General features: G+C 73.8%; 14 protein-coding genes. 4 read left to right on the top strand and 10 right to left on the bottom strand.

Translation table 11 applies throughout. The features are described from left to right. Positions 1–39: 39 nt before the first annotated feature. Positions 40–459, bottom strand: coding sequence for a hypothetical protein (locus tag ACGF15_RS21045; RefSeq protein WP_392800953.1), 420 nt, complete (start codon positions 457–459; stop codon positions 40–42). Positions 460–502: 43 nt separating this feature from the next. On the opposite strand from ACGF15_RS21045, the gene ACGF15_RS21040 reads away from it, so the two are divergent. Continuing rightward, on the top strand, positions 503–877 hold the full coding sequence (locus tag ACGF15_RS21040) for a hypothetical protein (RefSeq protein ID WP_392800950.1): 375 nt from the start codon (positions 503–505) through the stop codon (positions 875–877). Between the two features lie 124 nt (positions 878–1,001). Here the strand turns inward: ACGF15_RS21040 and ACGF15_RS21035 are convergent, their stop codons facing one another. From ACGF15_RS21035 to ACGF15_RS21025, 3 genes are all read right to left on the bottom strand, one after another. After that, positions 1,002–1,661, bottom strand: a complete 660-nt coding sequence (locus tag ACGF15_RS21035; RefSeq protein WP_345611548.1) for a DUF5063 domain-containing protein — start codon at positions 1,659–1,661, stop codon at positions 1,002–1,004. Beyond that, positions 1,654–2,253 carry a recombination mediator RecR gene (gene recR, locus ACGF15_RS21030; RefSeq protein ID WP_345611551.1) on the bottom strand — a complete coding sequence of 200 codons (600 nt, stop codon included), beginning with the start codon at positions 2,251–2,253 and terminating at the stop codon, positions 1,654–1,656. The genes ACGF15_RS21035 and recR overlap by 8 nt, the downstream gene beginning before the upstream one ends. 187 nt (positions 2,254–2,440) lie before the next feature. Further along, the gene (locus ACGF15_RS21025; protein WP_256522603.1) at positions 2,441–2,776 is read right to left on the bottom strand and encodes a YbaB/EbfC family nucleoid-associated protein; all 336 of its coding nucleotides are present in this window, start codon (positions 2,774–2,776) and stop codon (positions 2,441–2,443) included. A 320-nt stretch (positions 2,777–3,096) separates the two neighbouring features. Here ACGF15_RS21025 and ACGF15_RS21020 point away from each other — a divergent pair, with 320 nt between their 5' ends. Next, positions 3,097–3,849 carry an SLATT domain-containing protein gene (locus ACGF15_RS21020; protein ID WP_345611559.1) on the top strand — a complete coding sequence of 251 codons (753 nt, stop codon included), beginning with the start codon at positions 3,097–3,099 and terminating at the stop codon, positions 3,847–3,849. A 198-nt stretch (positions 3,850–4,047) separates the two neighbouring features. On the opposite strand, the gene ACGF15_RS21015 is transcribed toward ACGF15_RS21020, so the two are convergent. The 4 genes from ACGF15_RS21015 to ACGF15_RS21000 form a co-directional block, all read right to left on the bottom strand. Continuing rightward, on the bottom strand, positions 4,048–4,929 hold the full coding sequence (locus ACGF15_RS21015) for an SGNH/GDSL hydrolase family protein (protein ID WP_345611565.1): 882 nt from the start codon (positions 4,927–4,929) through the stop codon (positions 4,048–4,050). A 314-nt stretch (positions 4,930–5,243) separates the two neighbouring features. Then, on the bottom strand, positions 5,244–5,894 hold the full coding sequence (locus ACGF15_RS21010; protein ID WP_345611568.1) for a hypothetical protein: 651 nt from the start codon (positions 5,892–5,894) through the stop codon (positions 5,244–5,246). A 350-nt stretch (positions 5,895–6,244) separates the two neighbouring features. Then, positions 6,245–8,707, bottom strand: coding sequence for a dolichyl-phosphate beta-glucosyltransferase (locus tag ACGF15_RS21005; RefSeq protein ID WP_345611570.1), 2,463 nt, complete (start codon positions 8,705–8,707; stop codon positions 6,245–6,247). Further along, positions 8,704–9,477, bottom strand: coding sequence for a GntR family transcriptional regulator (locus tag ACGF15_RS21000; RefSeq protein ID WP_392800942.1), 774 nt, complete (start codon positions 9,475–9,477; stop codon positions 8,704–8,706). The genes ACGF15_RS21005 and ACGF15_RS21000 overlap by 4 nt, the downstream gene beginning before the upstream one ends. A gap of 98 nt (positions 9,478–9,575) precedes the next feature. Here ACGF15_RS21000 and ACGF15_RS20995 point away from each other — a divergent pair, with 98 nt between their 5' ends. Beyond that, the gene (locus tag ACGF15_RS20995; RefSeq protein WP_362615334.1) at positions 9,576–10,028 is read left to right on the top strand and encodes a hypothetical protein; all 453 of its coding nucleotides are present in this window, start codon (positions 9,576–9,578) and stop codon (positions 10,026–10,028) included. A gap of 150 nt (positions 10,029–10,178) precedes the next feature. Here the strand turns inward: ACGF15_RS20995 and ACGF15_RS20990 are convergent, their stop codons facing one another. Further along, positions 10,179–11,534 carry an aspartate aminotransferase family protein gene (locus ACGF15_RS20990; RefSeq protein ID WP_345611576.1) on the bottom strand — a complete coding sequence of 452 codons (1,356 nt, stop codon included), beginning with the start codon at positions 11,532–11,534 and terminating at the stop codon, positions 10,179–10,181. 287 nt (positions 11,535–11,821) lie between these two features. Between ACGF15_RS20990 and ACGF15_RS20985 the strand changes: the two genes are divergently transcribed. Beyond that, positions 11,822–12,244 (top strand): hypothetical protein, encoded by a 423-nt coding sequence (locus ACGF15_RS20985; RefSeq protein WP_256523408.1) that lies wholly within the window; start codon positions 11,822–11,824, stop codon positions 12,242–12,244. Here ACGF15_RS20985 and ACGF15_RS20980 read toward each other — a convergent pair. Further along, the gene (locus ACGF15_RS20980) at positions 12,241–13,455 is read right to left on the bottom strand and encodes an IS110 family transposase (RefSeq protein WP_392800937.1); all 1,215 of its coding nucleotides are present in this window, start codon (positions 13,453–13,455) and stop codon (positions 12,241–12,243) included. The two genes, ACGF15_RS20985 and ACGF15_RS20980, sit on opposite strands and share 4 nt — an antisense overlap. Positions 13,456–13,486: the final 31 nt, after the last annotated feature.

Below are 13,486 nucleotides of genomic sequence, written 5' to 3'. Positions count from 1 at the left end.
GCGGCGGCGCGGGAGGGGCCTGCGGACCGGCCGCGCGGCTCAGGCGCGGCGGGCGGCGACCGCGAGGGAGGTGCGGGCGGGGACGCCCTGCTCGGCGGAGGCGGACGGCGGCGCGGTGGTGTCGACGACCCGGATCATCAGGGGCAGGGACCCGATGGGACCCTCCGCGCCCGCACGGATGCGGAAGCGCTCGGTCCGCATCGCCTCCCGGGCCAGCGGGGCGCCCCCGGAGAACAGGAAGTGCGGCTGGACGTCGTTGGCGACGCGCAGCTCGACGGGTCGCCAGACACCGCTGGACGGGTCGCGGCGCTCCAGGACGAACCCGTTGCCCGCCGGCAGGGGGCCCGGGTCCTCGCCGATCATCATCTCCATCTGGAAGACGACCTTGAGCGCCGTGTAGGCCCGGACGTTGCCGCCGGCGAGGGTGACGGCGAACTCACGGGCGGCGCCCCCGCGCACCAGGTCCAGCCCGCCGGGTGCGGCGGCAGAGACCGTGAGCCGGGTGGGCGCGGCCGGGCGCGGCGCGGGGCTCGCGGGCGGTGCCGACGGGGTCGCCGTCCTCGTGGGCGCGGCGCTCGGCGCCGAGGGGGCCGCGGACGCGGAAGGGGTGGCCGTCCCCGTGGGCGAGGGCGACGCGGAGGGTGCCGCGGAGACCGGGGCGGAGGCGGCGGAGGCGGGCGGCGGGGCGCTCGGCGCCTCCTGCACGACCGTGGGGCGCTGGTCCTCCTGGGTGGCGCACCCGACCGCCAGGAGCAGGACCGCTCCCGCGGCCGCACCGGCCCGCGCCGTCCGTCTGCGTACGGTGCTCCACCCCTGCGCCGCCACCCCTGTGCCCCCGCTTCCCGCTGCTCGTCCTCCGGTCGGTGGCCGACCGTAGCAAGCGGCCGGAGACGGTACGGCCTCGTCCGCATACCGGTTCCGTATACCGGTCCCACCTACCGGCTACCGGTCCCGTCCGGTTCCGCTGTGTCCGCCGCCCGGCCTGCACCGGGGGTGTCCGCTCAGCGCGCCCGGCGCAGCCCCAGGGGTGCGGCGATCTCCTCCGCCATGACCTTGCCGGCCTCCTCGGCCAGCACCTCCTCGGTGAGGTCCTCGTCCGTGTCCAGCCCGTCCAGCGCGGCCAGCGGCTGGTTCAGGCGGACGTGCGAGACGAGCGACTGGAGCGCCCTCAGCGTCGCGGAGGCGGTCGGCCCCCAGTTGGAGAAGTAGGAGAACTGCCACCACCACAGCGCCTCGGTGGTCCGCCCCGCCCGGTAGTGGGCCAGTCCGTGGCGCAGGTCGGTGACGATGTCGGCGAGGCTGTCCGAGATCCGCGAGGGCACCGGGGCCTTGCGCGGCTCGTAGGGGTCGAAGACCTCGGAGAAGACGTCGATCGGGTCCAGCAGCACGGCGAAGCGCTCGCGCAGCTCGTCGACGTCCATGTCGGGCCCGGTGTCCGTCTCGTAGCGCTCCTCGGGGACGATGTCCTCGTGCGCGCCGAGGCGCCCGCCGGTGAGCAGCAGCTGGGAGACCTCCAGCAGCAGGAAGGGCACCGCGCTGTCCGGCTCGTCCCCCTTGGCGACCTCGGTGGTCGCGACGATGAAGGACTCGATCGAGTCGGCTACCTGGACGGCGAAGTCGTCCGGGTTCTGGCCCACCGCGTGCAGCATGGCGTCAGACATCGAGCAGTCGTCTCCCCTCGAAGGCACGACCGAGCGTGACCTCGTCGGCGTATTCCAAGTCTCCCCCCACCGGGAGGCCGCTGGCCAGCCGCGTGACCTTGAGTCCCATCGGCTTCACCATGCGTGCGAGGTACGTGGCGGTCGCCTCGCCCTCAAGATTGGGGTCCGTGGCCAGGATGAGCTCGGTGACGGTGCCGTCGGCGAGCCGCGCGAGCAGTTCCCGGATGCGCAGGTCGTCGGGGCCGACGCCCTCGATGGGGCTGATGGCCCCGCCGAGGACGTGGTAGCGGCCGCGGAACTCGCGCGTCCGCTCGATCGCGACCACGTCCTTCGGTTCCTCCACGACGCAGATGACCGACGTGTCGCGCCGCGTGTCGCGGCAGACGGCGCACTGCTCCTGCTGGGCGACGTTGCCGCAGACGGTGCAGAACCGCACCTTGTCCTTGACCTCCAGCAGCGCCTGCGCCAGGCGGCGCACGTCCGCCGGTTCGGACTGGAGGATGTGGAAGGCGATCCGCTGCGCGCTCTTGGGACCGACGCCGGGCAGCCTGCCCAGTTCGTCGATGAGGTCCTGAACCACGCCTTCGTACAACGGGACGCCTTTCCTTGCGCTCTTTGCTGCTCACGGTAGTTGGTGACGGTGGCGCACAGAAGACGCCTGCCGGGACCGGAGGTGGACGCCACCGTACGCGCCCACCGCCCGCCTGCCTCCGGCCAACGCGCCGGGCCCCCTGCGGGCGCCCGGCGGCCCGGGGGGCGAGGCCCCCTCGGGCGGGCCCTCAGAAGGGGAGCCCCGGCATGCCGCCGAGCCCTTCGGCGAGCGGGCCCAGCTTCTCCTGCTGGAGCTTCTGGGCGTTGTCGTTGGCGGCCTTGACGGCGGCGACCACCAGGTCGGCGAGGGTCTCGGTGTCCTCCGGGTCGACGGCCTTCGGGTCGATCACCAGGCCGCGCAGCTCGCCGGAGCCGTTGACGGTCGCCGTGACGAGGCCGCCGCCCGCCTGGCCCTCGACCTCCGTCAGGGCCAGTTCCTCCTGGGCACGCGCCAGGTCCTGCTGCATCTTCTGCGCCTGCTGGAGCAACTGCTGCATGTTGGGCTGCCCACCACCGGGAATCACGGTCACTCCTGTCCGTACGGATGTCGCTTCGGTACGGCCGAGCCTACGTGGTACCCGCAGTCGGCGCCCCACCCGGCGGCGGCCAACTCTTTCGGGTGAGGGACACCGTCCTTGACCAGGCGCCTTTACCTGATCACACCGCCCGTGCGGACGGAAATACCGCGATCCACGGCCCAGGGACCTCCATTCGGCGGTATGAAAGGGGCCAGCACATCTACGGGGGCACCAGAACGCACGCGCGCACCGTACGTCGCACGGTGTAACGTCAGCACCTTTTGAGCACCTTTTCAGCGAAGCCGCAGAGGTAGAGGAGCGCACCGGTGAGCCAGCCGGAGATGCAACCCGGGAGGCCCGCCCGGGAGGAGGGCGGCAAGGAGCCGCTGGGTGACCTGACCGGGCGGGCGTTTCCCCAGGGGGACTGGGGCGAGCCCGCGGCCCGGCTCGACGAGCTCTACCGCTGGGTGGAGGCGGAGGCGCTGCGCACGGCCGACTGGTATCTGTCGGACCGCACCCGCAAGCGCCGCTGGGCCCGGCTGCTGCGCCTGGGCACCGCGCTGGGGGTGGCCGGTGGAGCGGCGCTGCCGCTGCTCGACCTCGCGGGCGCGGTCGCCTCGGGCGCGCCCTGGGGGTACCTGTCCCTGCTGGCGGCCGCCGCCTTCACCGGTGCCGACCGCTACTTCGGGCTGACCGCCGGCTGGATGCGCAGCGTGGCCACCGCGCAGGCGGTGCAGCGCCGTCTGCAGGTGCTCCAGTTCGACTGGGCCTCGGAGAGCGTGCGGGAGGTCCTGGGCCCGGCCGAGGGCACCGCGGGCGAGGCGGCCGAGCGCTGTCTGGGGGTGCTGCGGCGCTTCACGGAGGACGTGGCGGACCTGGTGCGCAACGAGACCTCCGACTGGATGACGAACTTCCGCGCGCCGGGCCCCTCGCCCCTGTCCCTCTCGCCGCTGCCGGGCCGCGGCACCGAGTCCGGGCAGTCCGGGCAGTCGGCGGGGGTCATCCAGGGCAGGTTCCCGCTGCCTCCCGGCACCCGCCCCAACATGCCCCGCCAGCGGCCGCCGGAGCCGCCCCGCTGACCGGCGGCCCCCACCCACCCGGCACCCGTGCGGCCCCGGCCCCGCGCGGGGCCGGGGCCGACGTCGCAGGACGCACGACGACGCACCACGGCAGGACGCACGACGGAGGCAGGACGACGACGGCAGGACGGCGGAGGCCGGCGCACCCGAGGGTGCACCGGCCTCCGTCGCGCGCGGTGCGGTCGCGGCCGGCGCCGGTCAGCCGACGCGCAGCGCCGCCGCCACCCGGTCCGCCATCGCGGCCTCGCCCGCGGCGTTGGGGTGCACCGGGACCACGTTGGTGCCGAAGAGCAGCGGCTCGATCCAGCGGGTGCCCGAGGACCGGCAGGCGTCGTGCCCGTCGGAGGCCGCGGCCATGTCGACGAAGGTCGCCCCGGCCTCGTCGGCCGCCCGCTCGACCGCCGCGTTCAGGTCCGCCTGCATGCCGCGCAGGTAGGGGATGTCGCCCTTGGCGATGGGCATCTTGAGGTAGCAGCCCCGGACGCTCTGCTGGGGCACGATCCAGGGGTAGCCGAGGATGGCGACCTCGGCCCGGGGGGAGCGTCTCTTGATCTCCTGGAGTGCCGCCTTCACCGCGGGGTACGTCTTGCCGGCGATGTCGTCGGAGAACTTGCTGCCGTAGGTGTCCTTGCAGGGGCTGCCGTATCCCAGGGTGAGGACGCCCAGGCCGCCGCAGGCGACGATGGCGGTGATGAAGGTGCCGTTGTCGTTGCCGCCGATGGTCAGCGTCACCAGGTCCGTGTCCGCGTCCAGGGCGTCGAACTGCGCGGGGACGCCCGGGTACTGGGCGGTGGCGAAGTCCTTGGTCTCGGCACCGCCGCAGGTGACGTCGGTCAGTTCGGCCCCGAGGCGGTCGGCGAGGAGGTTCGGGTAGTTCTTCGTCGTCCGGGCGCACAGCAGCGAGGCCGACGGGTCGAGCGGCAGGATGCCCGACCCCGCGCTGTAGCTGTCGCCGAGGGCGACGTAACGGAGGGGGTCCGCGGCGGCCTGGGCGGGCGCGGCGGTGCCGAGGCCGAGTGCGGCCGCCGCGGCGGCGGCGACGCACGCGGACAGGGCGCGGCTGGTGAAGCGGAAGGGCATGGGGGAGCTCCTTCGGGGATGGTCCCCGGCTCTGGGGATCGTCTGCGGCTCCGGGCATGGTCCGGCGCCCGGAGGGCAGGACCGCGGAGCCACGGCCCGTTCCCCGGGAGGCGTTCACCCGATCGGTGCCGGAAGACTAAGCGCCCGCTCGGCGCGTCGGGCCTGTGACGGAACCCCAACTCCCGGGCGGGATTTCGTGACGCGTCACCAAACCGGCCCGCCGAAGCTGTGCTTGCCGGGCAGCACGAAGGCCCCGGACACCGGTCCGGGGCCTTCGCCGTGGCGGCCTCGCGAGGGTTCGCCGTGCGGCGCCGTCAGCTGAAGATGATCATCGATCCCTGCCCGAGGCTGCGCGTCGCCGCGGCGTGCAGCCCCAGCCAGACGTGGCGCTCGCGCGCGAAGGGGCTCTCGTCGTAGGGGATGGGCCCGGCGGGCTCCTCCAGGGCCGTGGGGCGCTCGGGCGGGGCCGGGGCGGCGGGCGGGTTGGCCGGGTCGATGCCGATGGACGGTGCCACGTACTCCAGTTCGCGCAGCAGGCCCTGGGTGGAGCCCAGGGGGCCCCCGCCCTCCAGGAGTTCGTCGTTGAACAGGGGCGCGGTGAAGTCCACGGGCACGTAGGCGCCCGCGTGGTCGTAGTGCCACACCAGATGCGACTGCTGCGCCGTCGACTCGAACATCTCCAGCAACTGCTCGTAGTCGCCGCCCAGTTCGTCGACGGGCGTCACCGGGAGCCCGCAGAGCTGGAGCAGGTAGGCGCGGCGCAGGAAGTGCAGCGCGTCGTAGTCGAACCCGGCGACCGGTGCGACGTCGCCCGAGAGGCCCGGCATGTAGGCGAAGACGGGGACGGTCGGCAGTCCGGCTCCGGTCAGCGCCTTGTCGTAGGAGGCGATCTCTTCGGCGAAGGGGTTGTCGGGGCTGTGGCACAGCACGTCGACGAGGGGGACCAGCCACAGGTCACAGGCCAAGGGAAGGCTCGCTCTCAGCGGTTCGGGAACGGGGGTCGTTCGGTGCGTGCGGTGCGGTCCGGGCCGGGCCGTGCTGCCGCCGGCCGGGGCCGAACGCGGCCGTGCGGCGGGCGGCGGGCCGGGCCTTCCGGTCCGGGCCCGCGGATCCCGGGTCACGGTTCCCGGGTCACGGTCCTGGGGCGGGGTCCTGGCACGGGGTCCTGGGTCACGGTCCTGGCAAGGGGTCCTGGGATGGGTCCTCGGTTCGGGTCGGGTGGTCGGTCGGGGCGCCCGGCCGGACGGCTGGTCCGGCGTGGGCGGCGGTGGACGGAACAGCCTAGTACCGGGGGTGGGCGCGGCGTAGAGGGCGGTCACCGCGCCCCGTCGTCCTCTCCCACGTCCCATACCCACACACCGCCCACCCGCTCACCCTGCTTCCCGAGGAGCCGGTTGACCGTCTCGTAGAGCGCCTCGCCGTGGTGCTGGGGCGCCAGCACCACCACCCCGGCCCGCCAGGACTCCAGGTCGGCGCGGGCCTGCTCCTGCCACCCGGGGCCGAGTTCGGGCACCTGGCCGGTGGAGCGCACCTCGCCGAGCAGATGGGAGGTGTGGCGCGGCACGGCGCCGTAGATGCCGATGCGGTCGGGGCCCCAGGGCCCGTTGAAGTAGCCCCCCGCGAGCGGGAAGCCGAGGCCGGTGGCGGACTGCCAGTACAGGGCGTCCGCGCTGCCCGGGTCGGGGAGCGGAACGGTGACCAGCGACTCCCCTTCGGCCAGGTAGGAGCGGTAGGTGCCCTCGGTGACGAAGGCGGGGATCTCCGCCCGCTCCCTGACCGGGTACGGCGTGGGCACCACCGGGACCAGCGCCGCGGCCAGCACGGCGTACCCGGCGGCACGGTGGGCCCGCGGACGGGGCGCCGCGAGCCGGTCGGCCGCGAGGGCGATCAGCATGCCGAGGACCGGCGCGCAGATCATCGCGGTGCGCGACTCGATCACGGACTCGAACAGCGGCTGGTGGGCCAGCAGCCGCCAGGGGCCGGTGACCTCCAGGTCCGTGTACGGCAGGCGGATCTTCGAGCCCAGGGACAGCACCGCGGCGGCCACGGCCGTGAAGGCCAGCGCCTTGACCAGGGCGTGGCGCCACAGGCGGATCACCAGCGCCGTGGCGAGGGCGGCCAGGGGCCAGCCGTAGAAGGCGTTCTGCTCGGTGCGGTTCATCGCCAGCGGGTCCGCCCCCGCGTCCGTCCCGGCCAGCGAGCGGCCGGCGAAGCCGAGCAGGGCGAGCGGGCTGTTGGCGGTGTTGTCGCCGTGCATGACGCTGGTGTAGCTCTGCGGCCCGAAGAACTGCCAGCCCAGGGGGAAGGCGACCAGCGGCAGGCAGACCCCCAGGGCGATCCCGAGCCCGCGCAGCAGGGGCCGCCACGCCACCCGTGCGATGTCGGGACGGGCGACCGCGTAGGCGGCGGCGAAGAGCATCATGCCCATGGCGGCCAGCAGCAGCGGCTCCTCGCCCAGGAACACCTGGTACGCCGCGAAGAGCCCCAGCACCACGCCGTCGCGCACCACGGCTCGCCCCTCGCACAGCCGCAGGGCCCGCTCCACGATCAGCGGGATCATGAACAGCACGAGGAAGTTGGGGTGGGCGTTGCCGTGCGAGGCCATCGGCGGGGCGAACGCGGCGAAGGCGCCGCCCAGTGCGGCGGCCCAGCGGTGGCGGGCGATCCGGCGCGCCAGCAGCGCGTACCAGGCGGTGGCCGTCGCGGTGAGGCCGAGGGTGAGCACCAGGGCCCAGGTGACGGTGGGGCCGAGCAGCAGGGTGACGGGGGTGAGGGGGACCGACAGGCCGAGCATGGCCGTGTTGGCCATCAGGTTCACACCGTCGGGATGGTTCTGGAGGGTGGTGAACAGCGGATTGCGCAGGTGCGCGACATTGTCGGCGGTGACGGCGAAGAACCACTCCCACTGGTTCTGGTCCTGGCCCGCGTCCCTGAGGTAGCCGTGGTCGAGGTCGGCCCAGAGCCCCCGGTAGAGCAGCACGGAGGCCAGCAGGAACAGGCCCGCGACGGCCAGGTCGGTGCGGGTGACGGCCCTGAGGCGCAGGAGCAGCAGCTCCAGCAGCACCCGTCCGTAGTCCGCGGGCCGCACCTTGGACCCCTCGACGTGGGACCAGCGCACCGGGACCTCGGTGACCCGCCAGCCCCGCGTGTGGAAGAAGCGCAGGATCTCGACGTCGACGCCCCACCCGCGCAGGCGCGCCCCGGCGAAGGCGCCGCGGGCCTTGTCGCCGTCGAGGAGCTTGAAGCCGCACTGGGTGTCCCGGATGCCGGGCACGGCCAGCAGCCGTATGAGCAGGTTGCCCGCGCGGCCCAGCCACTGGCGCAGCCTCCGCTGGCGGACCTCGATGCGGGAGCCGGGGTGGGCGCGGGAGGCGATGGCGGCGTCCGCGCCGCCGTGCGCGAGCTCCCCGTCGAGGCGGTCCAGTTCCTCGACGGGGGTGGCCAGGTCCGCGTCGGTGATCAGCACGCGGCGGCCGCAGGAGGCCAGGACCCCGGCGCGCAGGGCGTGGCCCTTGCCGCGGTTGGCCCCCGAGGAGACGAGCCGGACGCGGGGGTCCTCGGCGGCCGCCTCCTCGGCGACCTTGGCCGTGGCGTCGGTGGAGCCGTCGTCGACGACGATCAGCTCCCACGCGCCCCAGCGCCCGGGGTCGGTGCGCAGGTGCGCCCGTATCGCGTCGAGGGTGGGACCGAGGCGGTCCTCCTCGTTGTAGGCGGGGACGACCACGCTCAGGTCGACCTCGCCGGAGGCGGGGACGAGCACACTCGGGTCGGCGCTCATGCCGCCCCCGGCCGGTCGCCCGGACCCGGTCCGGCGCGGTCGGGGGGCGCGGTGCCGGGGGTGGCGGAGGGGGCGCGGGAGCCGCCGTCCAGGTGGTCCGCCCAGGCCAGCGCCTGAGCGTCGCAGGAGCGGATCTCGGCGCGCACGGCCTCGGCGTCGCCCCGGGTGGCGGCGTCCACCAGGTGTTCGTGCCCGCCCCACAGCCACCGGGCCGCACGGGGGTCGGGACGCAGCCGGGGCACGGCGAAGACCCAGGCCTGGACCCGGAGCCGGTGGAGGAAGTCCGCGATGTAGGGGTTGCCGACGGCCTCCGCGAGTTCCCGCCAGAACCGCAGGTCGTAGCCGATGAGGACGTCCAGGTCACCGGCGCGGGCGGCGCGGGCGGCCTCCTCGGCCCGGCGGCGCACCGAGGTCAGGGCCCGCACGTCGAAGGAGCCGGCGGGGCGCCCGGAGCCGCCGCGGAAGATGCCGTCCACGACCAGGGCGCGGGCGCGGACCATGGTGCGGAAGTCGTCCACCGTGAAGCGGTGGACCCGGAAGCCCCGGTGCTGGTCGGATTCGAGCAGCCCCTGGGCGCTGAGGTCGACGAGTGCCTCGCGCACCGGGGTGGTGGAGACGCCGTACTGGTCGGCGATGTGCTTGACGGTGAACCCCTGCCCGGGGGCCAGGCGCCCGGCGAGCACCTCGTCCCGCAGCGCGTCCGCGATCTGCTGACGCAGGGTGCTGCGTGTGACGGCGCTGCCGCCGCTGCCGTAGCCGTTGCCGGGCATCGTGGGCTTCTCCTCTGCTTCGGTCCCGGACACGATAGGCCAGGGCCGGACGAGTGAGTTCTGGGACGTGTGGTCCGCAGGGGAAGGGAGAGGCACGCGTGACGGATGCTTTCGAGCCCGCGAGCGGTGACGGGGCGGGCCCGGGGGACGCCCCGGGCCGGGCGGCGGAGGTGCGGGCGGCGTTCGAGGCGCTGCTGGCGATCCGCCGGGTGACCTCGCCCGCCGCCGCCGACCCGGAGGCGGTGCCCGCGCCGTGGGAGGTGCACCGGACGGTCCGCGCCGTCTCCCTGGCGCTGGAGGCCTCCGGGCTGCCCCCCTCGGCCTCGGCCCCGGACGGGAGGCGCACCGCGACGGGCTACCGCGTCGCGGGGGGCGAGCGGCCGGGCACGGTGCGGGTGGAATGGCTCGGGCCGCCCGGCAGCGGGGCGGCCCACGAGGCGGAGGCCCGGCTCAAGGGCTGCGCGCGGGTGCTCCTCGGCCTCGGCTGGGAGGCGCTGCTCTACCGCGGCCCCCGGGGGAGCCGGTACCTGGAGGTGGAGCGCGGGGCGTGAGCACCCCGGGGGAGGGCTCCGCGCGGAGCCCTCCCCCGGGGGCGGACCGACGGGAGGTACCGGTCGTGGTCACGGGGCCCCGCGGCCGGGGCCCCGCGGCCGGGGGCCCGTGCCCGGAGCACCGGGCACGGGCCGCTGAGCTGCCGCCCGTCACACCGTGTGCTCGTCGGCGACCGAGAGCGCCGCGTCGAGGGCCGCGAAGCCCTCCTTGAGCTCGGCCTCGGTGATGTTGCAGGGCGGGACCACATGGGTGCGGTTCATGTTCACGAAGGGCCACAGGCCGCCGCGCTTGCAGGCCGCGGCGAACGCCGCCATCGGCGCGTTCGCCTCCCCCGAGGCGTTGTACGGCACCAGCGGCTCGCGGGTGGCGCGATCGCGCACCAGGTCGAGCGCCCAGAACATGCCGGTGCCGCGCACCTCCCCGACCGAGGGGTGGCGCTCGGCCAGGGCCCGCAGGGCGGGGCCGACGACGGTCTCGCCGAGGGCGGCCGCGTTCTCGACGACCTTCTCCTCCTCCATCGCCTCGATGGTGGCCACGGCGGCCGCGCAGGCCAGCGGGTGACCGGAGTAGGTGAGGCCGCCGGGGTAGGGCCGACGCTCGAAGGTGGCGGCGATCCGGTCGGAGACGGCCACTCCGCCGAGCGGGACGTAGCCGGAGTTGACGCCCTTGGCGAAGGTCATCAGGTCCGGCACGACGCCGAAGTGCTCGGCCGCGAACCACCGGCCGGTGCGCCCGAACCCGGCCATGACCTCGTCGAGGACGAGGACGATGCCGTGGCGGTCGCAGATCTCGCGTACGCCCGCGAGGTAGCCCGGCGGGGGGACCATGATGCCCGCGGTGCCGGGGATCGTCTCCAGGATGATCGCGGCGACGGTCCCCGGGCCCTCGAAGGCAATGGTCTCCTCCAGGTGGGCCAGGGCGCGGGCGCACTCCTGGTCCTCGTCCGCCGCGTAGAAGGCGGAGCGGTAGGGGAAGGGGCCCCAGAAGTGGACCACGCCCGCGGTGCCGCTGTCGCTGGCCCAGCGGCGCGGGTCACCGGTGATGTTGATCGCGGTGGCGGTACCGCCGTGGTAGGAGCGGTAGGCGGACATCACCTTCGGACGGCCGGTGTGCAGCCGGGCCATGCGGATGGCGTGCTCGACCGCCTCGGCACCGCCGTTGGTGAAGAAGATCCGGTCCAGGTCCCCGGGGGTGCGCTCGGCGATCAGCCGGGCGGCCTCGGAGCGCGCCTGGACGGCGAAGGCGGGGGCGAAGGTGGCGAGCCTGCCGGCCTGCTCCTGGATCGCGGCCACCACCTTGGGGTGCTGGTACCCGATGTTGGTGTAGACGAGACCGCTGGTGAAGTCGAGGTAGCGGTTCCCGTCGTAGTCCCAGAAGTACGCCCCCTCGGCGCCGGCGACGGCGAGCGGGTCGATCAGGCCCTGGGCTGACCAGGAGTGGAACACGTGCGCGCGGTCGGCCGCCTTGACGGCGGCGCCGGTCTGCGGATCGGCATGAGGGGTCATGCGGCCAGCGTAGGAAGGACCCGGGGGCGGCCGACATGGCCACCCTGTATGGACTCCGGGCCTGATCTCGGCAGGGTGTCGCGCCGGGGCACCGCCGGGGCACCGCGAGGGCCTGTCCGAGGCCCGGCGTCGTCCGTCCGGGGCCCGGACGGACGGGACTGACGGACGGGACGGACGGACGGGACGGACGGGACTGACGGGACGGATGGACGGGCCCCGGGGGGGTGCCCCTATCACTTTGGTCAAGGTGGATGGGTGCTGGTCCGGGCGTCTGGAACGATGTGCCCGTGCATGCTGATGATCAGGTTGGCGAGGGTGTCTCTGCGGAGCTCGCGGTGTTTCTCCGGAACGCCGCCGAGGGCCGTCCGGTGAAGATCGTTCCTTCCGTCTGCGGCGGGTGTGGCGGGCGCGTGTTCTTCGTGCTCGTTGACGATGTCGAGGGCGGAGCCGAGCGTGTGTGCGCTGGTTGCGGCGTCCGCGCGTTCATCGCGGATAGCGAGGAGTTCTGGGAGGACGCGGATCCGGGCGAGGCCTGCTGCCCGTGCGGGAGCGAGGAGTTCGAGACCGCGGCCGCGTTCTCCCTGGCCGACGACGGATCGGTCCGCTGGGTGACCGTTGGGCTGCGGTGCCAGAAGGACGGCGCCGCGGGGGTCTATGCCGACTGGAAGATCGATTACGGACCCACGGATCACCTCCTGACCATGGTCTAGGTCTGCGGAACGACGGCCCTAACGGGCTGCGGTTCGTAGAAGGTGCCGTCGCGGAGCATCGCGAAGAGGACGTCTGCCCGTCGTCGGGCGAGGCAGAGCAGGGCCTGAGTGTGGTGCTTCCCTTGGGCGATCTTCTTGTCGTAGTAGGCCCGCGATGCCGGGTCGCCCAGGGCCGCGAACGCGGAGAGGAAGAAGGCCCTCTTGAGCTGCTTGTTCCCTCTTCGGGAGGGCTGTTCGCCGCGGATCGAGGACCCGGAACTGCGGGTCGCGGGTGCGAGACCGGCGTAGGCGGCGAGGTGGCCGGCGGTCGGGAAGGTGCTGCCGTCGCCGACCTCGATCAGGATCCTGGCTCCGGTCCTGACGCCGATGCCAGGCATGGACGTCAGGACCTTCGAAAGAGGGTGGGCCTCCAGCAGTTCCTCGATCCGTGCGGCCAGCAGTTTCCGCTGGTCAAGGACGGCGGCCAGGGACCCGGCCAGGCTCGGGACGATCAGCGCTGCCGCCTCGGTCCCCGGAACGGTGACGGTCTGCTCGTCCAGAGCGGCGAAGATCTCCTCGACCAGCCGCTCGGCCATCCTCGGCGCCTTCGGCCGCAGCAGCGTCACCAGCCGTCGCCGGCCGGCCTTGCGGATCTGGTCCGGTGAGCCGAACCGCTCCAGCAACGTGAGGACAGCCGGGTGCTGCAATCGCGGTCCCAGGACCCGTTCCAGCGATGGATGGATCTGGGTCAGCAGGCCGTGGAGCCGGTTCGCGACCCTCGTGGCCTCGCCGGCCAGGTCGTCGTCGAACCCGACGATCATCTCCAGCTCGGCGATCGTCTCGTCCTCGCCGTCGATCGCCCGCAGCGTGTGCGGCATCGCGCGGGCCGCGTCCGCGATGATGAACGCGTCCTTCGCGTCCGTCTTCGCCTCGCCGGGGTAGAGGTCGGCGATCCGCCGCATCGTCAGGCCGGGCAGATAGGCGACCGGGCAGCCCATGTCCCTCGCGACCGCCAGCGGCAGGGCCCCGATTGAGGCGGGCTGGTCGACCACGACCAGCACGGTTCCGTGCTTGGCCTTCAGCTTGGCGAAGAGCTCGCGGAGTTTGGGTTCGGTGTTGGGTAACCGCTTGTCGAAGGCCTTCTTGCCGGCCGGGGTGACGGCTGTGGCGTGGTGTTCGCCCTTGCCGACGTCCAGGCCGAGGAAGACGTCGATGTTGCCGGTGTCGATCACGTGCAGGCCCCTCCATCACGCTTTCGTCCGG

The organism is Streptomyces sp. NPDC048001 (genome assembly GCF_043203115.1).
Lineage (GTDB): Bacteria > Actinomycetota > Actinomycetes > Streptomycetales > Streptomycetaceae > Streptomyces > Streptomyces sanyensis.
This window is presented reverse-complemented; position numbering and strand designations above follow the sequence as displayed.